Origin of the sequence: Actinomadura monticuli (genome assembly GCF_041463655.1) — a bacterium.
GTDB lineage: Bacteria > Actinomycetota > Actinomycetes > Streptosporangiales > Streptosporangiaceae > Spirillospora > Spirillospora monticuli.
The window spans coordinates 60549-81499 of record NZ_JAXCEI010000020.1 but is presented as its reverse complement, the minus strand read 5'-3'; the positions used below and the strand labels follow the sequence as shown (position 1 = coordinate 81499).

The following is a 20951-nucleotide window of genomic DNA, read 5'->3' as shown; positions in this document are numbered from 1 at the left end:
TGCGAGGGTGGGTGCGTCCCAACGACAGAGGAGTTGCCCATGTCCGGTATCGCGGAATTCGCCGCCGTCACCCTCGACTGCCCGGAGCCGCCGGCGCTCGCGGCGTTCTACGCGGCCCTCACCGGCGGCGAGATCACCTACGACACGCCGGAGGCCGCCGCGGTGAAGCTGCCCAACGGCCTGGACGTCTACTTCCAGGGCGTTCCCGGCCACCGGGCGCCGACGTGGCCCGAGGGGGACCGGCCCCAGCAGTTCCACCTCGACCTCTACGTCGACGACCTCGACAAGGCCGAGGCCCGGGTCGCCGAGCTGGGCGGCGGCACGTTCGAGTTCCAGCCCGGCCAGGACCGGTGGCGGGTGCTCTCCGACCCGGCCGGGCACCCGTTCTGCGCCTGCCTGCGGCAGACCTGACCGCCGCGGGGCGCCCGGCCGGGTGCCCCGCGTTACAGGACCTCGACGGGCAGGCCGCCGCGGGGCCGCATCGCGGTCACGCTCGTCGGGACGGCGGCGGGGGAGACCAGGCGCAGCCGGGGGCCGCGCAGCAGGCACGCCAGCATCGTCTTGATCTCCACCGTCGCCAGCGTCGAGCCGATGCAGCGGTGCGGCCCGCCGCCGAACGGCAGGTACGTCGACGCGGTCGCGGGACGGTGCAGCCGCGACGCCGGGTCCCAGCGCTCGGGCCGGAACCGTCCCGCCTGCGGCCACACCTCCGGCATCCGGTGCGTCACGAACGGGGAGTACAGCACCATCGCGCCCGCCGGGACGCGGTGCCCGGCGTAGGTGAAGTCCTCCACCGGGACGCGGGCGCTCAGCACGGCCGGCGGGAACAGCCGCAGCGTCTCGTTCACCACCCCGTCCAGGTAGGTGAGCGCCGGGAGATCGGCGGCCCGCACGGGACGGTCGCCGACGACCTCGGCGACCTCCCGCCGGGCCCGCTCCGCCGCGTCCGGATGCGCCAGCAGCGCGTACACCGCCCACGCCATCGCCGCGCTCGTGGTGTCGTACCCGGCGGAGATCAGCGAGATGACCTGGTCCTGCAGCTCCTGGCGGGTCAGGCCGGCGCCGTCCTCGTCGCGGGCCGCCAGCAGCATGCCCAGCACGTCGCCCTGCCCGTCCCGCTCGTCCTCACCGGTGCCGCCGGCCAGCCGCCGGTCGATCTCCTCGTCCACCCGGCGGACCACCTGCGCGCGGGCCGCGGCGACGCGCCGCATGTACGGGTTGGGCAGCGACCGCAACGCCATCTGCAGGACGAAGTTCTGGTCGACCGCGGCGAGCGCGACCTGCAGCCGCCGCCCGATCACCTCGGCGTCGGCGGCGAGGCGGTCCCCGAACAGCACCTCAACGGTGCTGCGGCGGATCACCGACCGCAGCTCGGCGTAGGCGTCCAGCGTCCGGCCCGGCCGCCACGCCCGCAGCGCCGCGTCGGTGTTGTCCGCCATCCGCGCCACGTACCCGGCGACGCGGCGGTGGTGGAACGCCGGCTGGACGAGGCGGCGCCGCCGCCGGTGGTCGGCGCCGTCGCTGACGATCAGCGCGGTCTCCCCGTTCACCGGCACCAGCAGGTCGAACGCCTCCCGCCAGCGGAACAGCCCCGAGTTGGCGAACACGAACGCGTTGGCGTCCGGGCCGAACAGGTGCACGAACGGGCGGCGGCGCGTCCCGACGGCCGCGACCGGGCCGGCCTCGGCGTACAGGCGCAGCAGGCTCGCGCACGGGTTCAGCGCGAACGCGACCCCGTGCCGGGCGGTCAGCGACGGGGACGGGCCCCGGGCCCCGCTGGTCCTGGACGGACGGGTCTGGCGTACCGGGGTCTGGGAGGCCACTCGCCCACTATGGCACGCCCCTGCGCGAGGCGCGTCCCGGTCCGGTGGGAGTATGGGACGCGTGACCAGCGAGCGCGGAGAAGGGACACAGCACCCCAAGCCGGGAACCCAGACCGTGGACCGGTCGGTGGCCGTGCTCCGCTCCTTCGAGGACGCCGCCCGGCAGACCCCCACCGAGATCGCGCACCGGCTCGGCCTGTCGGTCAGCACCGCGCACCGCATCGTGCACGCCCTGCACGCCACCGGCATGCTCGCGCAGGACCCCGCGACCGAGCGGTACTTCCTCGGCCCCACCACCGCGATCCTCGGCCGGCTCGCGCTGGAGCGGATGGGCGCCACGCTGCTGCAGCCGGAGCTGACCGCGCTGCGCGACGGCATCGGCGAGTCCGTCAGCCTCGGCGCGCGGGCCGGCGACGAGGTCGCGATCCTGCTGCACCTGCCGTCGCCGCATCCGCTGCGCTACGACCAGCCGCCCGGCGACCGCAACCCGATCCACACGTGCGCGATGGGCAAGGTGCTGCTCGCCTACGGCGAGGACCCCGTCGCGATGGACGAGCCGTACCGCCGCTACACTCCCGCCACCCTCACCAGCCGCCGCGAACTGGACGCCGACCTGCGGCTCGTCCGCGAGCGCGGCTACTCCGTCAGCGACGAGGAGCGCCTGCCCGGGGTCCGCGCCGTGGCCGCGCCGGTCCGCGACGGCTCCGGGCGGGTGTTCGCGGCCGTGGCGCTGCAGGGCCCGGCGGTGCGGTTCGGCGACGACCGGCTGCCCGGCCTGGCCGAGGCCGTCCTCGCCGCCGCCGGCCGCCTCACCGACCTGCACCGCCACCTGTCCTAAGGGGTCGCGCAGGCCGTCAGTTCGTCCAGCAGCGCCGCCACCGCAGGCGGCCGCGGACCGGCCGCGACGACCGCGCTGATGCGGCGGCTCCCCACGGCGGGCACGTCCGGGGCGGCGACGCCCGGCTCGCTGTGCAGGCCGAGCGCCAGCGCCGGCAGCGTCGTGACCGCCAGGCCCCGCGCGACGAGCCGCTGGATCGCGACATGGTCCTCGGTGGCGAACGCGATGTCGGGGACGAACCCGGCCCGCTCGCACGCCCACCGCAGGTGGTCGCGGCAGCGGGCGCAGCCCGACGCCCACGTCTCGGCCGCCAGGTCCTCCAGCCGCGGCCGGTCCGCGGCGGCCAGCCGGTGCCCGGCGGGGACCAGCAGCCTCACCGGGTCCTCGGCCAGCGCGACCTCGCGGAACCGGGCGTCGGCGTCGGGCGGCATGTGCGCGTACCGGAACACGACCGCGATGTCGGTCTCCCCGGCGCGCAGCAGGGACAGGGCCTCCGGCGGCTCGGCGTCCACCAGCGTCACCGACACGCCCGGCGCCCGCTCCCGCAGCCGGGCCAGCGCGTCCGGCAGCAGGCCCCCGGCCGCCGTCGGGAACACCGCGACCCGCACCCGCCCCGCCCGCAGCCCCGCGATCGCCGCGATCCGCTCCTGCGCGTCGTCCATGCGGGCCAGGACGTCCTCGACGTGCTCGACCAGGACCCGCCCCGCCTCCGTCAGCCGCACGCCGCGGCCGTGCCGCACCACCAGCGGCGTGCCGACCTCGGCCTCCAGCCGCGCGATGTGGTGCGAGACGGCGGGCTGGGTGTAGGCGAGGGACCGCGCGGCGGCGGTCATCGAGCCGAGCCGCGCCACCTCCCGCAGGATCCGGCCCCGGTGCAGGTCCAGCATCCCCGCAAGGTATCAACCCGGCTGATGGAACACCCAGAAAACCGTACTTTGTGCTATGGGACGCGGGTGCACCACGATCGGTGCATGACCTCCTCCAATGAGCGCGTCTCCACCGGGCTGCCGACCGTTGCGCGGGCGCAGCGCGAGTTCGCCGCCGGCGCCGCCTACCTCGACACCGCCACCTACGGGCTCCCGCCGCGCGCCGCGCACGAGGCGATGCTCGCCGCCGAACGCGACCGGGCCGCCGGGCTGATGGTCCCCACCGCGCTGGACGAGGCGGTCACCCGGTCGCGGGAGGCGTTCGCGCGGCTGCTCGGCGTCCCCGCCGCAAGGGTCGCGTGCGGGCCGCAGGTGTCCTACTACGTCGGGCTGGTCGCGGCGTCACTGCCCGCCGGCGCGCGGGTCCTGGTCGCCGACGGCGACTTCACCTCGCTGCTGTTCCCGTTCGCCGCGCGGCCCGAACTGGCCGTGCGGTCCGTCCCGCTGGAGCGGATCGCCGAGGAGGTCGCCGGCGGCGCCGACGTCGTCGCGGTGTCGGCGGTGCAGTCCGCCGACGGCCGCATCGCCCCCATCGACGACCTGATCGGCGCGGCCCGCGCGCACGGCGCCCGGATCCTGCTGGACGCCACCCAGGCCGCCGGGTGGCTGCCGCTACCCGCCGGGCAGGTCGACTGGCTCGTCGCCGGCGGCTACAAGTGGCTGCTCGGCCCGCGCGGCACCTGCTTCCTCACCGGCACCCGCGAGGCCCTGGACGCGCTGCCCGCCATCGGCGCCGGCTGGTACGCGGGCGCCGACATCTGGGACTCGGTCTACGGGCTGCCGCTGCGGCTCGCCGGCGACGCGCGCCGCCTGGACCTGTCCCCGGCGTGGCAGTGCTGGGCCGGGCACGCCCCCGCCCTGGAACTCCTCGAACGGGTCGGGGTCGCCGCGATCCACGACCACGACGTGGCGCTGGCCCGCCGGTTCGCCGCCGGGCTCGGCCTGCCGCCCGGCGACTCGGCGATCGTGTCGGTCGCCGTCCCGGACGGCACCGCCGAGATGCTGCGCCGCAACGGGGTGATCGCCACCGTGCGCGCGGGACGGCTGCGCTGCGCGTTCCACCTCACCACCACCGAGGCCGACGTCGACGCCGCCGTCGGGCTGCTCGCCCCCCTCGTCGCCGCGTGACCCGCCGGGCCGGGTGAAGTTCTTACAAGGTTCGAACAAGGTGCCTTGACCGTGCCCCGCACGCCGTCCCGGCCGCGCCGCGCGGCCTACGTTCGTCGCCATGAACGTACTGCTCACCGGGTCGGCCGGATTCATCGGCTCGCACATCGCGGCGGCGCTCACCGCCGCCGGGCACCGCGTCCGCGGCCTCGACCTGCGTCCCGACGGGCTGGGCGCGGCGCCCGCCGACGCCCGCGACGCCGCCGCGGTCGCGCGGCGCCTGGCCGGTGTGGAGGCCGTGTGCCACCAGGCCGCCAAGGTCGGCCTCGGCGTCGACGTGTCCGACCTGCCCGCCTACACCTCCGCGAACGTGCAGGGCACCGCCGTGCTGCTGGCGGAGATGGCCCGCGCCGGCGTCGGCGCCCTCGTGCTGGCGTCCTCGATGGTGGTGTACGGGGAGGGCGCCTACGCCTGCGCGAGCCACGGGCCCGTCCGTCCCGGGCCCCGCCCGCGGGAGGCGCTGGAGGCCGGGCGGTTCGAGCCGCCCTGCCCCCGCTGCGGGCGGCCGCTGGCCCCCGGCGCCGTCGGGGAGGAGACCCCGCCCGACCCCCGCAACGCCTACGCCGACACCAAGCTCGCCCAGGAGCACCTTGCCGCGTCGTGGGCGCGCGCCACGGGCGGGTCGGCCGCCGCGCTGCGCTACCACAACGTGTACGGGCCGCGGATGCCGCGCGACACCCCCTACGCGGGCGTCGCGGCGATCTTCCGGTCGCGGCTGCTGAACGGCGAGGCGCCGCTGGTGTTCGAGGACGGCGGGCAGCGCCGCGACTTCGTGCACGTCCGCGACGTCGCCCGCGCCAACGTGCTGGCGCTGGAGCGGGTCGCGGCCGGCCCGCCCGAGCCCGGCGGGGTGCGCGCCTACAACATCGCCAGCGGCGAGCCCCGCACGATCGGCGCCATGGCGCGGGCGCTCGCCGCCGCGGCCGGCGGGCCGGCCCCGGTCGTCACCGGCGGCTACCGGCTCGGCGACGTCCGCCACATCGTCGCCCGGCCCGACCGCGCCCGCCGCGAGCTGGGCTTCTCCCCGTCGGTGGCGTTCACCGACGGCATGGCCGAGTTCGCCGCGACGCCTGCGGAGATGCCTGCGGAGATGCCCGCCGGTTCGCCCGTCACCAGTTCGTAAGGGTTGCCGTCCCATCACTGAAAGTAGCGTCTGACCCGTGATCGATGTCGTTCTCCCGTGCCTCAACGAGGCCGAGGCGCTGCCCTGGGTGCTGACCCGGATGCCGGACGGCTTCCGGCCCCTGGTGGTGGACAACGCCTCCACCGACGGTTCCGCGCGCGTCGCCGCGGACCACGGCGCCCGCGTCGTCCCCGCCCCCGACCGCGGCTTCGGCGCCGCCTGCCACGCCGGGCTGGCGGCGGCCGAGACCGAGGTCGTGTGCGTGATGGACGCCGACGCCTCCCTCGACCCCGCCGAGCTGCCCCGCCTGGCCGCCGCGCTCGCCGCGATCCAGGCGGCGGGCGCGACGGGCCTGGTGCTGGGACGGCGGCGGCCGTCGGGGCGCGGCGCGTGGCCGCCGCACGCCCGCCTCGGCAACGCCGTCCTGGCCCGCTCCCTCAACCGCCGCGCCGGCACCCGCCTGCACGACCTCGGCCCCATGCGCGCCGCCCGCCGCGACGCGCTCCTCGCCCTCGGCCTGCGCGACCGCCGGTTCGGGTACCCGCTGGAGATGGTGCTGCGCGCCGCGTCCGCCGGCTGGCGGATCGGCGAGATCGACGTCGCCTACCGTCCCCGCACCGGCGACTCCAAGGTCACCGGGACCCTGCCCGGGACGGTCCGCGCCGTCCGCGACATGCGCCGCGTCCTCGCCGAGGCCGGCCGATGACCGCCGACCTCATCGTCATCGCCAAGGAGCCCGTGCCCGGGCGGGTCAAGACCCGCCTGACGCCCGCCTACACCCCGGCCGAGGCCGCCGCGCTCGCCGAGGCGGCGCTGCGCGACACCCTCGCCGCGGCCGCCGCCGCCCCGGCCCGGCGGCGGACCCTCGCGCTCGCCGGCACACCCGGCCCGTGGCTGCCCGCCGGGTTCGCCGTCGCCGCCCAGCGCGGCGGCGGCCTGGACGAGCGCCTGGCCGCCGCGTTCGACGACGCGTGGGCGGGCCGCCCCCTGGTCCTCATCGGCATGGACACCCCGCAGGTCACGCCCGCGCTCCTGGCCCGCGCCGCCCGCGAGCTCGGGCGCCGCGACGCGGTGTTCGGGCCCGCGTCCGACGGGGGGTTCTGGCTGCTCGGGCTGCGCCGCCCCGACGCGCGGCTGCTGCGCGGGGTCCCGATGTCGCGGCCCGACACCGGCGCCGTCCAGCTCGCGCGGCTGCGCGGCGCCGGCCTGGACGTCGGGCTGCTGCCCGAGCTGACCGACGTCGACACCCCCGCCGACGCGCACGCCGTCGCCGCGCTCGCCGCCGGCGGGCGGTTCGCCGCCACCCTGCGCGGCCTCGGGTTCAGGACCGTCCCGGCATGATCGGCGAACTGTACGAGGAGGCGCTGCGCGGGCGCGCCCCCGTGGAGATCGAGCACGCCGACGGCCGCCGCCGCCCCCTGCCCGTCCAGGACTGGCTCGCGGCCCGGCCCGGCGACGCCGGGCTGCTGGACCGCTGCGCCGGCGCCACCCTGGACGTCGGCTCCGGGCCGGGCCGCCTCACCGTGGCGCTCGCCCGCCGCGGCGTCCCCGTCCTCGGCATCGACCTGGCGCCCGCCGCGGTCGCGCTGACCGTCGCGGCGGGCGGCCCCGCCCTGTGCCGGGACGTGTTCGGCCGCGTCCCCGGCGCCGGGCGCTGGAGCACCGTGCTGCTCGCCGACGGCAACATCGGCATCGGCGGCGACCCCGCCGCGCTGCTGCGCCGCGTCCTGGCGCTGCTGGCCCCCGGCGGCCGCGCCCTCGTCGAGGTCGACCCGCCCGGCGCCGCGTCCCGCGTCGAGCCGCTGCGGCTGCGGTCGGGCCGCGCGGTCGGCGAATGGTTCACCTGGGCGCACGTGTCCGCCGACGCCGCCGCCGCGCTCGCCGCCGGCTGCGCCGCGACCGTCACCGAGCTGTGGGAGGAGGCGGGACGGTGGTTCGTCGCCCTGCGTCACTGAAACCCGCGCTGAAACCGCCCGCGCTGGTCACGGGCCTGCCGGAGCGGTTCACCAGCCGGCTGCACGACGAGCGGGTCGCGTCCTGGCTCGGCATCGCCCTCGGCGCCGCCGTCCTGGTCTCGTTCGGGACGGGGCTGGTCAGCCACTTCATGCAGCAGCCGGCCGGCTGGATGCGGTGGCCGTCGCGGCCGGTGAACCTGTACCGGGTCACCCAGGGCGTCCACGTCATCGGCGGCCTGGCGACGGTGCCGCTGCTGCTGGCCAAGCTGTGGACGGTCTACCCGAAGCTGTGGCAGTGGCCGCCGGTCCGCTCGATCGGCCACGCCGTGCAGCGGCTGCTGGTGTTCGTCCTGGTCGGCGCCGCGCTGTTCCAGTTCGTCACCGGCGTGCTGAACATCGCCTACTGGTACGTGTTCCGGTTCTACTTCACCACCGCGCACTACTGGACCGCCTACATTCTCATCGGGTCGCTCGTCATCCACGTCGCCAACGAGGGTGGCAAGGCGCGCAGGACCGTGATGACCCGGCCGCGGGACGCGGTGGGCCGCCGCGGGTTCCTGCTCACCGTCGCCGGCGCGGGCGGCGCCATCGCGCTGACCACGGTGGGGGAGGCGGTCACCCCGCTGGCGCCGCTGGCGGTGCTGGCGCCGCGCCGTCCCGGCACCGGGCCGCAGGACGTCCCGGTCAACAAGTCGGCCGCCGCGACCGGCGTCACCGCGGCGGCCCGCGACCCCCGCTGGCGGCTCACCGTGACCGGCCGCGTCGACCGCGAGGTCACCCTGTCACTGGCCGACCTGCGCGCCCTGCCCCAGCGCACCGCGCGGCTGCCCATCGCGTGCGTCGAGGGGTGGAGCGTGGAGGCGGACTGGCACGGCGTGCGGCTGCGGGACGTCCTGCGCCTCGCCGGCGTCGCCGGCGACGCGCGGGTGCGGGTGGAGTCGCTGCAGCGCGGCGGCCTCTACCGCTCCTCGCGGGTCGACCCGCCGCACTGGCACGACCCGCTGACACTGCTGGCCCTCGGCATGAACGGCGCGCCCCTGGCCCTCGACCACGGCCACCCCTGCCGGCTGATCGCGCCGAACCGCCCCGGGGTCATGCAGACCAAATGGGTGCACCGGCTGGTGGTGTCGTGAAGGCCCGGATGGGGGTCGGCGCGGCGTACGCGGCCGGGCTGGCGCTCATCGGCCTCGGGCTCGGCGGCGTCGCCGCCGACGTCCCGGTCGCCAGATGGGCGGCGTGGTTCGCGGGGGCGGCGGTCTTGCACGACGGCGTGCTGGTCCCGGCGGTCCTGCTCGCGGGCCTGGCCACCGGGCGGCTGCCGGGCCCGTACCGGCGCATCGCGCGGGCCGCGCTGATCATCGGCGGCTGCGTCACCGCGATCGCGCTCCCGCTCGTCCTCGGGTACGGGCGCCGCGCCGACGAGCCGTCGCGCCTCCCGCTGCCCTACGGCCGCAACCTCGCGCTCGTCCTGGCCGCGATCACCGCCGTCGCCGCCGCGGCGGCCGCGGCGCGCCTCATCGCCGGCCGCAGGGGGCGGGAGCGGTGACCCTCACCGGCGAGCGGAGCCGCGCCGGGACGCAGCGGCGCGCCCGGACCGGACGGGCCGGATGGGTCGCGGTCGCGGTGTGGGCCGCCGGGATCGCGGCGGCGTTCGCCGCCGGCTGGTACCTGCGCCGCGCCGGCCTGGAGACCGAGGACCCGCTGCCCCCGCTGCACGCGCGGGCACGGGAGCGGCCCCTGACATGGCAGATGCTGCCCGCTGCGGCGTTCGCGGCGGCGGCCGTGGCGGCGCTGCCGCCGCTCGCGGCGCGGCTGCCCTGGCGGGCGGTGCCCCTGCTGGCCTGGGCGGCCGCCGCGGCATGGGCGGTGGCGCTCGCGGTGAGCGACGGACGGGACGCGGTCGCCGCCCCGCTGGACGCGCCGACCGAGTACCCGGCCGGCCTGGCGCAGCTGCGCCCCGACCCGCTGGAGTGGCTGCGGACGTTCACCGAGCGGCTCGGCGGCTACACCACGCACGTGCGGGGGCATCCGCCGCTGCCGGTGCTGGTGCTGTGGGCGCTGGAGAAGGCCGGGCTCGGCGGCACCGGCCCGGCGGCGGCGCTGGTGATCGCGGCGGGCGCCTCCGCGGCCGCCGCCATCGCCGTCACGGTGCGGTGCGCGGCGGGTGAGCGCGCGGCGCGCGCGGCCGTGCCGTTCCTCGCCCTGGCGCCGCTGGCGGTGTGGATCGCGACGGCGATGGACGCGTTCTTCCTGGCCGTGGGCGCCTGGGGCACGGCGCTGCTGGCGCTGGCCGCCCGCCGGGCCGGGTGGCGCGCCGCCGTCCCGGCCGGGGCGGGCGGGCTGCTGCTGGGGTGCCTGCCCTACCTCAGCTACGGGCTGCTGCCGCTGTTCGCCGTGCCGCTGGCGGTGCTGCTGCTGACCCGGCCCAGGGCCGCGGCGCTCGCGGCGCTGGGCGCGGGCCTGCTCGTGGTCCCGGCCGCGTTCACCGCGCTGGGGTTCTGGTGGCCCGACGGCGTCCGCGCCACTTTCGACACCTACCTGGTCAGCCGCGGATCCGCGCAGCGCCCCTACGCCTACTTCCTGCTGGCCAACGTGGCGGTGCTGGGGCTGCTGACCGGCCCGGCGACCGCCCGCGCCCTGCCCGCCGCGCTGCGCCTGGCGACCCGGGAGCGGGCCGCGTCTCCGGCCGCGGTGCTGGCGTGCGCGGCGCTTGCGGGGGTGCTCGTGCTGGACCTGTCCGGGGTGACGCGCGGCGAGGTCGAGCGGATCTGGGTGCCGTTCGCGGCGTGGCTGGTCGTCGCGGCGTCCCTGCGGCGGCCCGCCGCGCGGCCGTGGCTGGCGGCGCAGGCGGCGACCGCGCTCGCCGTCCAGGCGCTCGTCCTGTCGCCCTGGTGACCCCCTACCAGGCGGCGGGCCGCCGGGGCCGGCGTCGTCGAAGAACCCGCCGGTCGGGCCGGCGCCGTCGTGACGCTGGTGCTGGAGCCCGCGTGGAGCGCGATGCCGCCGCCATCGCCTGGGACCGCCGCCCCGAAACCCGCGAACTGCTGCACTCCCTCAAGCGCTGACAGTGTGGTCAGGTGTGCTCGTGCAGGATCGCGCGGAGTTCGGCGGTCAGCGCCTCGGCCTCCTCGGGCCTGCCGTGGTAGGCGGCCGGGGTGTTCTGGAACAGCGCGACCTTCCACTCGCCCATGAGCTGCGACGCGGTGAGCGTCTGCACCGCGTTGGCGGCCGGTGCCACGTCGGCGGCGCCCGGCGGGACCATCCCGGCGACGGCGCGCAGGACGGCGGCGCCGGGCGCGATGAGCCGCACGTCCCGGACGGCGGCGACGTAGCGGGCCGTCTCGTGGTCGGCGAAGATCCGGTCCATCTGGGCGGCGATGCGCTCGCGGCCGGCGTGCAGGCTGCCGTCGAACCCGATGGTCTCGCCGTCGTCGCGGAACGGCGCGGCGAACGCGGCGCCGTCGCGGGCGTTCCAGCCGTCCAGGATCCGGCGGTGCAGCGCGCGGACGGCGTCCAGGGCGCCCAGGCGCGCGGCGTAGCGGTCGTGGTGGACCTGCCAGCGGGCGGTGGTCCAGTTCGCCCAGTCGACGCGGGCGCCGTCCAGGGCCTCGGCGAGGTAGTCCAGGTGCAGGTGCCAGCCGGCCAGGGTCTGGACCAGGTACTCGCCGGGCAGCCGGACGTCGCTGGTGAACACCAGGCGCGTCCCGTCGGGGATCGGGGAGAGCTCCCAGCGCAGGACGCCGTGGACGTCGGAGTCCAGTTCCAGCAGGCGCGGCGGGTCGAACGCGGTGACGGTGCCGCGCGCGGTGGTCTGCTCGGCGGCGTCGCCGGCGTTGAGCCAGCGCAGCTCGAACGCGCCGCCCGCGGCGGGTTCCAGGACGGCCTCGGCCAGCCACGCCGACAGCTCGGCGGGGTCGGTGAGGGCGCGCCAGACGCGTTCGGGCGGGTGGCGCAGGCGGCGCTCGAAGCGCAGCAGGGTGCGCCCGCCGCGCTGGTCGGCCGTGCCGTCGCCGGTGTCGCCGGTGTCCATCCTCGCCCCGCCTTCCTCGGTTCGGTCATGCCCGGGGGCGCGGGCGGGCACGCCCGTCCGCGCCCCTCCCAGAACATAACCCTCACCGCATATAACTGGCAAGGCATGTAGTGGCCTCGCGCGCCGGTCAGGCGGGCGGCCAGGGGAAGACGGTGTGGCCCCAGGTCACGCCCGCGCCGAACCCGGCGAGCAGCACCAGGTCGCCGGGCGCGAGCCGGCCGTCCCACCGCGTGGGCGCCCTGGTCGGCCGGGACCGCTACGTCCCGCCCGAGCCCGAGGCGGGCCCGCCCGATGGCGGCGACCCGCGATCCCCGGCGGTGTGGCTGTTCCTGGCGCGCGACGCCGAACGCCGGATGCGCGACCGGCTCGCCGGGCGGGTCGCGGCCGCTCTCGGCGCCGGGGACGACGCGTTCGCCGCCTGGAACGGCAACCTCGCGCTGGCCGCGCGGACCGCCGAGGCCTGCCCCGACCGCGTCGTCCTGGAGATCCTCGCCACCGCCCCCGTCACCGCGCCCGCCGTGTTCCTGCCCGGCCTGTGACCGCACCCTCCGCGCCCGGGGCCGGGCGCCGGGATCGGACGAAACGGCACGCCACGCCGCGAATTCGCCAAGGAGCCGGGGGAACCGGCGCGGGGTGGCTACCGTTCATGTAAGACAGGCCGATCGCGGGTGACCCACCCGCAGTCCCGATACGGAGGTAGACAACAGTGGGAGTCAGTCTGAGCAAGGGCGGCAACGTCTCGCTGACCAAGGAGGCTCCCGGACTGACCGCCGTCGTGGTCGGTCTGGGCTGGGACGTGCGGACCACCACCGGGACCGACTTCGACCTCGACGCCAGCGCCCTGCTGGTCTCGGCGGAGAACAAGGTGCTGTCGGACCAGCACTTCGTGTTCTTCAACAACCTCAAGAGCCCCGACGGCTCGGTCGAGCACACCGGCGACAACCTCACCGGTGAGGGCGAGGGCGACGACGAGCAGGTCAAGGTCAGCCTCAGCACCGTCCCGGCCGAGGTCGCCAAGATCGTGTTCCCGGTGTCGATCTACGACGCCGACAGCCGCCAGCAGAACTTCGGGCAGGTCCGCAACGCGTTCATCCGCGTGGTGAACCAGGCCGACAACAGCGAGATCGCGCGCTACGACCTGTCGGAGGACGCCTCGACCGAGACCGCCATGGTGTTCGGCGAGCTGTACCGCAACGGCGCCGAGTGGAAGTTCCGCGCGGTGGGCCAGGGCTACGCCTCGGGCCTGTCGGGCATCGCCTCCGACTTCGGCGTGAACGTCTGAGGCCGGACATCTGAGCGTCCCCCTTCAGGGCCTTGCGGGGCGTCCCGGTCCTCCGGGGCGCCCCGCCGCGCGTCCGGGCGCGTCCGAGGCCGGGCCCGGACGGGGCCGGGCCCGGACGGGTCAGGGCAGCAGCTCCTCCCGCAGCCGGGTCTTGAGGATCTTGCCGCCGGGGTTGCGGGGGAGCGGTTCGTCGCGGAACCACAGGTGGGCGGGCACCTTGAACGCCGCGATCCGCTCGCCCAGGAACGCCCGGACCTCGTCCGCGGCGACCTTCGCGCCGGGGCGCGCCACGATTACCGCGCCGACCTCCTCGCCGAGGACCTCGTGGGGGACGCCGATGACGGCGCAGTCGGCGACCGCCGGGTGCTCGTAGAGGGCGGCCTCGACCTCGGCGCAGTAGATGTTCTCGCCGCCGCGGATGAGCATGTCCTTGGCGCGGTCGACGATGTAGACGAACCCGTCGGCGTCCAGGCGGGCCAGGTCGCCGCTGTGGAACCAGCCGTCCACGAACGCGTCGGCGGTCGCCTGGGGCTTGTTCCAGTACCCCTTGATGACGTTGGGCCCCTTGATCAGCAACTCGCCGACCTCGCCGGCCGTCAGCTCGTCCCCGTCCGGGCCGACGACCTTGACGTCGCAGACCGCGACGGGCGGGCCGACGCTCTCGGGCCGCTCCAGGTAGTTGACGCCGCCGTTGTAGGTGGTGACCGACGAGGTCTCGGTCAGCCCGTAGCCGTTGCCGGGCACCCGCTCGGGGAGCCGCTCCCTGATCTTGTCGACGAGGGCGGGCGCGGCGGGGGCGCCGCCGTAGCTGACGCCGGTGAGGCTGGAGGTGTCGTAGTCGCCGAAGTCGGGGGAGGTCAGCACCTGCCACGCCATGGTGGGGACGCCGCCGAACCCGGTGACCCGCTCCCGCTCGATCAGCTCCAGCGCCTTGCGGACGTCCCACTTGTACATCAGCACCACGGTGCCGCCCTGCAGCGCGCTGGTCACCAGCACCGAATGGCAGCCGGTGGCGTGGAAGAACGGGACGCTCAGCAGCGTCACCCGCGGCTGCGGCGCGGTCAGCTCCTCGATCGTCCGGCCGGCGCGGACCCCCGCCGACATGATCCCGTAGGCGAGGCTGACGGGGTTGGTGGTGATGTTGCGGTGCGTGCCGAGGGCGCCCTTGGGGCGCCCGGTGGTGCCCGAGGTGTAGAAGATGGTGGCCTCGTCGTCGGGGTCGATCGCCACGTCGGGCAGGGACGCCGCGGCCGGGTCGCCGGGGTCGCCGGGGACGCCGGCGAACGGCTCCGCGCCGTCCGGGAGGGGCCCGTCGGGGCGGGTGACCAGGCAGGCGACGCCCAGGTCCGGCAGCACACCGGCCAGCCTCGCGGCGCGCTCGGCGTCGGCGACGAGCACCTTGGCGCCGCTGTCGGCCAGCCCGTACTCCAGCTCCCCGGCCGTCCACCAGGCGTTCAGCGGCACCACGACCGCGCCGGCGACGGCGGCGCCGAAGAACGCCACCGACCACTCGGGATAGTTGCGCATCGCGATCGCGACCCGGTCGCCCTTGGCCACCCCGTACCGGTCGATGAGGCGCCGCGCGAACGCGGCGGCGGCCGCGTAGTGGCGGGCGAAGGTGAGGCGGTCGCCCTCGTAGACGAGGAAGTCGGCGTCGCCGTGGGCGCGGGAGATCTCCAGGATGTCGCGGAGGGTGGCCGGGGCGTTCTTCCACACCCGGGTGCGGACGCCGCGGATGTCGGCCTCGTCCATCTCGAACAGCCGCCCGGGCGCCGTCATCGCCGCCCTGACCTCGGCGATGCCCGGCAGCCCGCCGCCGCCCGCCTGCACTTCGGGGTCCTGCACTTCGGGGTCCTGCACTTCGGGGTCCTGCACTTCGGGGTCCTGCACTTCGCGCCTCCTGCGGGGTGTCGGCGCGCCCGCCGCGCGGCCGGACCGCCGAACACGATTCGGGTGCGCCGTGCCGAAAATCTATGATCCACATCACGTGCAGGTCAACGTCCCCGGCCGCGTCGGGCGCCCGGCGCGGGCGGCCCGAGCGAAGATCCCCACCTGCGACAATGGGGGCATGACGGAACGCAGGCCGATCGAGTACTGGCTGTCGGACATGGACGGGGTCCTGGTCCACGAGGGCCGCCCCGTGCCCGGCGCCGAGGAGTTCATCCGCCGGCTGTCGGCGTCCGGCACCCCGTTCCTCGTCCTCACCAACAACTCGATCTACACCCGCCGGGACCTGTCGGCCCGGCTCGCGGCGGCCGGCCTGCAGGTGCCCGCCGAGTCGATCTGGACGTCCGCGCTGGCCACCGCCCGGTTCCTGGCCGACCAGCGGCCCGGCGGCTCGGCGTACGTGATCGGGGAGGCGGGGCTGACCACGGCGCTGCACCAGTCCGACTTCGTCCTCACCGACATCGACCCCGACTACGTCGTGCTCGGTGAGACCCGCACCTACAGCTTCTCCCAGATCACCCGCGCGATCCGGCTGATCGAGGGCGGCGCCCGGTTCGTGGCGACCAACCCCGACCCGGTCGGGCCGTCGCCGGAGGGGTCGCTGCCCGCGTGCGGCGCGGTCGCCGCGATGATCACCCGCGCGACCGGCGTGGAGCCCTACTTCGTCGGCAAGCCCAACCCGCTGATGATGCGGACGGCGCTGAACGTCGTCGGCGGGCACAGCGAGTGCACCGCCATGATCGGCGACCGGATGGACACCGACGTCGTCGCCGGCATCGAGGCCGGGCTGGAGACGATCCTGGTCCTGACCGGCGTGACCCGCGAGGAGGAGATCGCCCGGTTCCCGTTCCGCCCGAGCCGCGTCGTCCCTTCGATCGCCGACCTCATCGACCTCGTCTGATCCGCGGGTGCACGGGTGCGCCGGTACGCGGGTGGACCGGGGAGCGCGGGGCGGGGCCGGTCAGCCGAGGGCGCCGAGCGCGGTCATCATGCCGAGCGCGTCCGACACGACCCAGTACTCGGTGAACCGGCCGTCCCGCGCCCGGAAGAGGTCCTGCCCGCGGAACGACACCCGCGTGCCGGGCGCGGCGGTCGCCCCCGGGATGCCGCCCCGGTACGCGCCGTGGAAGCTCCACGCGGCGGCGACCATCCCGTCGCCGACGACCGGGCCCGCGTCCAGGGTGGTGCGGACGTCGGCGAAGTAGGCGTGCGAGCGGCGGACCTGCTCGGCCGCCTCGTCCGGGCCGTGCACCTCCAGGTCCGGCCAGTGCCCGGTGAAGCCGGGGGCGAGGATCTCCCGTGCGACGGCCGGGTCGCCCGCCCACACCTCGAACAGCCACCGCCGGTACAGCCCGTCCAATGCGTCCATGCCCCCAAGGTGACCGGCCGCGCACCGCGCCAAACATAGACTCGGAGACGTCATGCGCATGATCAGACGCGGCGGCTCGCACGAACTGGAGATCCGCAGGTCCCGGTTCGTGTGCACGCTCGCCCGCGTCGCCGACGAGGCCGAGGCCGCGGCGTTCATCGCCGCGCACCGGCGCGCGCACCGCGACGCCACCCACAACTGCACCGCCTACGTGGTCGGCGAGCACGGCGAGATCACCAAGAGCAGCGACGACGGCGAACCGGCCGGGACGGCGGGCGTCCCGATGCTGGAGGTGCTGGTGCGGCGCGGCCTGACCGGCACGGCCGCGGTCGTCACCCGCTACTTCGGCGGGGTCAAGCTCGGCGCGGGCGGCCTGGTGCGCGCCTACTCCCAGGCGGTCGCCGGCGCCGTCGACGCGGTCGGGATCGTGGAGCTGCGCCCGGTGGTGACGGTCACCGTCCGCGTCGACCACGCGCTGGCGGGACGGTTCCTGGGCGACCTGCACGCCGCCGGACACCAGACCGGCGACGTCCGCTACGGGACGGCCGTGGAGGCCGACGTCGCCGTCCCCGCAGCGGACCTGGAGGCGTTCGAGGCCTGGGCCGCCGGGGCCACCGCCGGGCGCGCGCGGGTGCGGCGCGGCGCGCCCGGACACATCGAGGTCCCCGTGGCCTGACCGCCCGGGTCAGGCGAGGAACTCCGCCAGGACGGGCGCGAGCGCCTCGGGCGCGACGTCGTGGGTCTGGCCGTCCAGGACGCGCAGCGCCCCGCCGACATGGACCAGCGCGGGGCCCTCGCCGGTCCGCTCGCAGGCGATACGTGTGCCGTCCTTGGAGTACACGATTTCCATGCAGGTGTCCTTCCCAGGTTGGCGGCTCCGGAAGGGGCCGTCCTCATCCCACCGGCGATCGGCCCCGCGGTCTCGTCACTGCGGATCATCAGCACGTCGCGCACGCGGGGCGGGACGGCGGATCCACGGCCCTCCGGTCGGCGGCACGGCACCGCGCGGACCGGACCGGCCGCCCCGCACCGCGGGAGCGGTGTACTGTTTCCCGCGATGAGCAGGGGCACGGTCACCGGCGACCAGGTGCGGGCGGAGATCCTGAAGGTCGCCGCCGGGGTGCTGGCCGAGCACGGCGACGCCGCGGGCATGACCGACATCGCCAGGGCCGCGGGGGTCGCGCGCACGACGCTCTACCGCTATTTCGCCAGCCGCGACGCCCTGCTGTGCGCCCTGTACGAGGCCGCGCTGACCGACCTGGCGGCCCGGCTGGAGGACGCCCGCCTGGACTCGGTGCCGATCGAGGAGGCCGTCGCCCGGATGACCCGCGCGACGATCGCCGCGACCAGCCGGAACCGGGCGCTCGGCCTGTTCGAGAAGGGGCCGCGGGAGGCCCGCCGCGTCGAGCGGCAGCTCGCGGGCACGCTGCGCGCGGTGTTCGAGCGCGGCGCCGCCGGCGGCCGGTTCCGCGGCGACCTGCCCGTCCACACGCTCGCCGAGATGTACTTCAGCCTCCTGGAGGGCGTGGTGTCCCGCGTCATCCGCCGCCGCCTGAGCGTGGAGGAGGCCAGCGCCGCCGTCACCACCCTGTTCCTGTCCGGCGCCCTCGCCGCCCCCCGCCCCGGCACGCCGCCCCCGCCCACCCCGACACGGCCGGGTCCCACGACCGGGCAGGCGTAGCCGCGGAGGCCCGCGGCGCTTCACCGGTCGGCGGCACCCGGACCCGGCCGGAGGAGACCGTGGACGGGCTGGGGACCGGACGTACAATTTCCGAGCTCGCCCGGGAGACGACGGTTGCCGCGGTAGAGCGCGTCCACCTGGAGGAACCCGTTGGCATGGGTGGGAAGCAGCGTTTGGTGGCGGTGATCGGGACGGCCATGGGCGACGGAACACCCGGGGCCGCCATCGAGCGCCCTGCTTCGCCGGTGCGGGCACGCTCTGTGAACGGGCGCGGCCGGCCGGGGCCGGGGTGCCGGTTCCGCACACCGGATCCGCCCGTTCTCCGGGCGGCGCGGCGGTGACGGGGCTGGAGCCGGCGGTGGTCGCGGGGCTGGTGCTGCTGGCGGTGGCGGCCGGTGTCGGGATCACCGCGGTGGGGCCGGGCGGGGTGCTGATCACGGTGGGGCTGGTGGCGTTCACCGACCTGTCGCCGGCGCAGGCGGCGGGGACGGCGATCGTCACCAACGTCGCGACGGGACTGCTCGGCACGGCCGCCTACACGCGGTCGGGGCAGCTGCGGGAGGCCTCGACGGGGCGGACGGCGGCGCTGCTGGCGGCCGGCGCGGTCGTGGGGACGCCGCTGGGCGTGCTGACGAACGGGCTGGTGACGGGCCGGGTGTTCGGCGTGCTGCTGGGGGCGTTCGTCGCGCTGGTCGCGGTGCTGGTGCTGTGGCGGCGCCCGGGCGGCGGGGAGGCCGCGGGGGAGCCGGGGTGGCCGGGGTGGCCGGCGGCCGTCGCGGTGGGGACGGGGGTGGCGGTGGTCGGCGCGATGTTCGGCGTCGGGGGGCCGCTGCTGAGCGTCCCGCTGCTGCTGGCGCTGGGGATGCCGGTGCTGCCGGCGCTGGCGGCGGCGCAGGCCCAGTCGGTGGTGATCGCCGGCATCGGGACGGTCGGGTACGTCGCGGCGGGCGCGGTCGACTGGCCGCTGGCGGCGCTGGTGGGCGTCCCGGAGCTGGCGGGCGTGCTGGCGGGGTGGGCGATCGCGCGGGCGGTCCCGGTGGCGGCGCTGAAGGGCGCCCTGGTGGTGTGCCTGCTGGTACTGGCCCCCTACGTGGCGCTGCGCGGCTGACCCCGCGCCCGGGCGTGTCAGGAGGGGGGCGGGGAGGCGGGAGCGCGGGCGCGCAGGCGGCGGAGCATGCGGGCGTCGGTGAACCCGACGGCGCGGGCGGCGGCCTCGGCGGTGGCGCCCTGCCCGATGAGGTGCTCGGCGTGCTCCAGCCGCAGTTCCTGCTGGTAGCGCAGGGGTGTGAGGCCGGTCGCGGCGGCGAAGCGGCGGGTGAGGGTGCGTTCGCTGACGCCCGCGGCGGCGGCCAGGCGGTGCAGGGGGAGGGGACGGGTGTAGCCGCCGTCGATGAGGTCCTGCGCGCGGTGCACCGCGTCGGACAGGTGGGCGCGGTGCCGGAGCATGGCGCCGGCCTGGGGCTGGTCGCCGTTGCGGCGCGCGTACACGACCATGGCGCGGGCGATGCGGGCGGCGGCGCCGGGGCCGTGCCGGGCGGCGACCAGGTGCAGGGCGAGGTCGATGCCGCTGGCGATGCCGGCGGAGGTGACGACGCGGCCGTCGGTGACGTACAGGACGTCGCGGACGACGGCGGCGCGGGGGTGGCGGCGGGCGAGGGCGTCCTGCAGCTCGTGGTGGGTGGTGCAGCGGCGCCCGTCCAGCAGGCCGGCGTGGGCGAGGGCGAACGCGCCGGCGCAGACGGACGCGACGGTGCCGCCGGCGGCGTGGTGGGCGGCCAGGCGGCGGGCGGCGCCGGCGGACACCGGCGGGGCGTGCGGCGCGCCGGAGCCCCACCGCCATCCGGGGACCAGGACGGTGTCGGCGGCGGTGAGGCCGGGCCAGGCGGCGGGCGCCCGCACCGGCAGGCCCTGCGCGGTCGGCACCTCCACCTCGTCATCCGGCCCGTCCTCCGGCCCGGCCCCGCCGGGCCGGTCGGCGACGTAGGCGAGCCGGTAGGGCAGGCCGGTGTCGGCGGCGGTCGAGAACACCTGGGCGGGCCCGGCGAGGTCGAGCAGGTGCATGCCCGGGACGAGCACGAAGACGACGCGGTTCACGATCCGGTCATGATACCGGGGTGGGGGCGAGGTCGTCGAGGCGGGCGATGGCGGCGAATCGCCCGGCCAGGGCGTACTCGGTGCGGGCGATGATCTGGTCGGTGGGCAGGGTGGCGGGGTCGGCCAGGATCCGCGCGAGCGGCCGGCCGGGCGGGGCATCGCGGTGCTCGATGGGGAAGGTGGCGGTGGCGTCGGTGACGAAGGTGACGCGGTAGCCGAGGTCGGCGGCCAGCCGGGCGGTGGTCTCGCAGCACTGCTCGGTCTGGATGCCGCAGATCACCACCTCGCCGATCCCGCGGGCGGTGAGCAGCTGCTGCAGGCCGGTGGTGGTGAAGGCGTTCCGCGAGGTCTTGGTGAGGACGGGCTCGCCGGGCGCGGGCTCCAGGCCGTCCATGAGGCGGACGTGGCCGGTGTCGGGGTCGAACACCCCGCCGGTGCCGGGCTCGGCGTGCAGGACCCACACGACCAGGTCGCCGGCGTCGCGGGCCGCCGCGGTGAGGCGGGCGGCGCGCGCGGCGATGTCGGGCGCCGACACCGCCTCCCAGTTGGGGCGGCGGCGGAACGACTCCTGGACGTCGATGACGAGAAGCGCACGGTTCATGCGGTCGATCCTGGCCCGCCGCCGCCCGGCGCGACAGGCGTCATCACGGCACGATGCGGAACGATCCGGTCACCGTCCCAGGGCACGCGGAAAGGATCTTGGCCGACGGCGGGAG

At 76.6% G+C, this 20951-nt stretch carries 24 protein-coding genes; 15 read left to right on the top strand and 9 right to left on the bottom strand.

What is annotated here, in order from left to right:
* Positions 1-39: 39 nt before the first annotated feature.
* Positions 40-411: a VOC family protein gene (locus SM611_RS32430; protein WP_371954141.1), complete on the top strand. Its 372-nt coding sequence runs from the start codon at positions 40-42 to the stop codon at positions 409-411.
* 32 nt (positions 412-443) lie between these two features.
* Here the strand turns inward: SM611_RS32430 and SM611_RS32425 are convergent, their stop codons facing one another.
* Complete coding sequence (locus SM611_RS32425; RefSeq protein ID WP_371954140.1) at positions 444-1823, bottom strand: cytochrome P450; 1380 nt, start codon at positions 1821-1823, stop codon at positions 444-446.
* Between the two features lie 61 nt (positions 1824-1884).
* Here SM611_RS32425 and SM611_RS32420 point away from each other — a divergent pair, with 61 nt between their 5' ends.
* On the top strand, positions 1885-2661 hold the full coding sequence (locus SM611_RS32420) for an IclR family transcriptional regulator (protein WP_371954139.1): 777 nt from the start codon (positions 1885-1887) through the stop codon (positions 2659-2661).
* On the opposite strand, the gene SM611_RS32415 is transcribed toward SM611_RS32420, so the two are convergent.
* Positions 2658-3548 (bottom strand): LysR family transcriptional regulator, encoded by an 891-nt coding sequence (locus SM611_RS32415; RefSeq protein ID WP_371954138.1) that lies wholly within the window; start codon positions 3546-3548, stop codon positions 2658-2660. The genes SM611_RS32420 and SM611_RS32415 overlap by 4 nt on opposite strands.
* Before the next feature lie 84 nt (positions 3549-3632).
* Between SM611_RS32415 and SM611_RS32410 the strand changes: the two genes are divergently transcribed.
* From SM611_RS32410 to SM611_RS32375, 8 genes are all read left to right on the top strand, one after another.
* On the top strand, positions 3633-4715 hold the full coding sequence (locus tag SM611_RS32410) for an aminotransferase class V-fold PLP-dependent enzyme (protein ID WP_371954137.1): 1083 nt from the start codon (positions 3633-3635) through the stop codon (positions 4713-4715).
* Between the two features lie 100 nt (positions 4716-4815).
* The gene (locus SM611_RS32405) at positions 4816-5877 is read left to right on the top strand and encodes an NAD-dependent epimerase/dehydratase family protein (RefSeq protein WP_371954136.1); all 1062 of its coding nucleotides are present in this window, start codon (positions 4816-4818) and stop codon (positions 5875-5877) included.
* Positions 5878-5914: 37 nt separating this feature from the next.
* Complete coding sequence (locus SM611_RS32400) at positions 5915-6583, top strand: glycosyltransferase (protein WP_371954135.1); 669 nt, start codon at positions 5915-5917, stop codon at positions 6581-6583.
* Positions 6580-7218, top strand: a complete 639-nt coding sequence (locus tag SM611_RS32395; protein WP_371954134.1) for a TIGR04282 family arsenosugar biosynthesis glycosyltransferase — start codon at positions 6580-6582, stop codon at positions 7216-7218. The genes SM611_RS32400 and SM611_RS32395 overlap by 4 nt, the downstream gene beginning before the upstream one ends.
* Positions 7215-7832: a methyltransferase domain-containing protein gene (locus SM611_RS32390; protein ID WP_371954133.1), complete on the top strand. Its 618-nt coding sequence runs from the start codon at positions 7215-7217 to the stop codon at positions 7830-7832. The genes SM611_RS32395 and SM611_RS32390 overlap by 4 nt, the downstream gene beginning before the upstream one ends.
* Positions 7808-8965 carry a molybdopterin-dependent oxidoreductase gene (locus SM611_RS32385; RefSeq protein WP_371954132.1) on the top strand — a complete coding sequence of 386 codons (1158 nt, stop codon included), beginning with the start codon at positions 7808-7810 and terminating at the stop codon, positions 8963-8965. Before SM611_RS32390 ends, SM611_RS32385 begins: the two co-directional genes overlap by 25 nt.
* Complete coding sequence (locus tag SM611_RS32380) at positions 8962-9378, top strand: hypothetical protein (protein WP_371954131.1); 417 nt, start codon at positions 8962-8964, stop codon at positions 9376-9378. The genes SM611_RS32385 and SM611_RS32380 overlap by 4 nt, the downstream gene beginning before the upstream one ends.
* Positions 9375-10727 (top strand): hypothetical protein, encoded by a 1353-nt coding sequence (locus SM611_RS32375; RefSeq protein WP_371954130.1) that lies wholly within the window; start codon positions 9375-9377, stop codon positions 10725-10727. The genes SM611_RS32380 and SM611_RS32375 overlap by 4 nt, the downstream gene beginning before the upstream one ends.
* Before the next feature lie 178 nt (positions 10728-10905).
* Here SM611_RS32375 and SM611_RS32370 read toward each other — a convergent pair whose 3' ends face one another.
* Both SM611_RS32370 and SM611_RS32365 read right to left on the bottom strand, forming a co-directional pair.
* Positions 10906-11862, bottom strand: a complete 957-nt coding sequence (locus tag SM611_RS32370) for an SgcJ/EcaC family oxidoreductase (protein ID WP_371954129.1) — start codon at positions 11860-11862, stop codon at positions 10906-10908.
* Between the two features lie 127 nt (positions 11863-11989).
* The gene (locus SM611_RS32365) at positions 11990-12058 is read right to left on the bottom strand and encodes a hypothetical protein (protein WP_371954189.1); all 69 of its coding nucleotides are present in this window, start codon (positions 12056-12058) and stop codon (positions 11990-11992) included.
* A 510-nt stretch (positions 12059-12568) separates the two neighbouring features.
* Here SM611_RS32365 and SM611_RS32360 point away from each other — a divergent pair.
* Complete coding sequence (locus SM611_RS32360) at positions 12569-13144, top strand: TerD family protein (RefSeq protein WP_371954128.1); 576 nt, start codon at positions 12569-12571, stop codon at positions 13142-13144.
* 120 nt (positions 13145-13264) lie between these two features.
* Here the strand turns inward: SM611_RS32360 and SM611_RS32355 are convergent, their stop codons facing one another.
* Positions 13265-15034: a class I adenylate-forming enzyme family protein gene (locus tag SM611_RS32355; protein ID WP_371954127.1), complete on the bottom strand. Its 1770-nt coding sequence runs from the start codon at positions 15032-15034 to the stop codon at positions 13265-13267.
* 178 nt (positions 15035-15212) lie between these two features.
* On the opposite strand from SM611_RS32355, the gene SM611_RS32350 reads away from it, so the two are divergent.
* Positions 15213-15992 (top strand): HAD-IIA family hydrolase, encoded by a 780-nt coding sequence (locus SM611_RS32350; RefSeq protein WP_371954126.1) that lies wholly within the window; start codon positions 15213-15215, stop codon positions 15990-15992.
* A 60-nt stretch (positions 15993-16052) separates the two neighbouring features.
* Here SM611_RS32350 and SM611_RS32345 read toward each other — a convergent pair whose 3' ends face one another.
* Complete coding sequence (locus SM611_RS32345; RefSeq protein WP_371954125.1) at positions 16053-16460, bottom strand: ester cyclase; 408 nt, start codon at positions 16458-16460, stop codon at positions 16053-16055.
* A gap of 52 nt (positions 16461-16512) precedes the next feature.
* On the opposite strand from SM611_RS32345, the gene SM611_RS32340 reads away from it, so the two are divergent.
* On the top strand, positions 16513-17136 hold the full coding sequence (locus SM611_RS32340; RefSeq protein ID WP_371954124.1) for an IMPACT family protein: 624 nt from the start codon (positions 16513-16515) through the stop codon (positions 17134-17136).
* Positions 17137-17145: 9 nt separating this feature from the next.
* On the opposite strand, the gene SM611_RS32335 is transcribed toward SM611_RS32340, so the two are convergent.
* A complete protein-coding gene (locus SM611_RS32335) occupies positions 17146-17310 on the bottom strand; it encodes a hypothetical protein (protein WP_371954123.1) in 165 nt (54 codons plus the stop codon).
* Between the two features lie 207 nt (positions 17311-17517).
* On the opposite strand from SM611_RS32335, the gene SM611_RS32330 reads away from it, so the two are divergent.
* Complete coding sequence (locus tag SM611_RS32330; RefSeq protein WP_371954122.1) at positions 17518-18141, top strand: TetR/AcrR family transcriptional regulator; 624 nt, start codon at positions 17518-17520, stop codon at positions 18139-18141.
* Positions 18142-18478: 337 nt separating this feature from the next.
* The gene (locus tag SM611_RS32325; protein ID WP_371954121.1) at positions 18479-19249 is read left to right on the top strand and encodes a sulfite exporter TauE/SafE family protein; all 771 of its coding nucleotides are present in this window, start codon (positions 18479-18481) and stop codon (positions 19247-19249) included.
* Positions 19250-19266: 17 nt separating this feature from the next.
* Here the strand turns inward: SM611_RS32325 and SM611_RS32320 are convergent, their stop codons facing one another.
* Positions 19267-20235, bottom strand: coding sequence for a GlxA family transcriptional regulator (locus SM611_RS32320; protein WP_371954120.1), 969 nt, complete (start codon positions 20233-20235; stop codon positions 19267-19269).
* 7 nt (positions 20236-20242) lie between these two features.
* Positions 20243-20836: a cysteine hydrolase family protein gene (locus SM611_RS32315; protein WP_371954119.1), complete on the bottom strand. Its 594-nt coding sequence runs from the start codon at positions 20834-20836 to the stop codon at positions 20243-20245.
* Between the last annotated feature and the right edge of the window lie 115 nt (positions 20837-20951).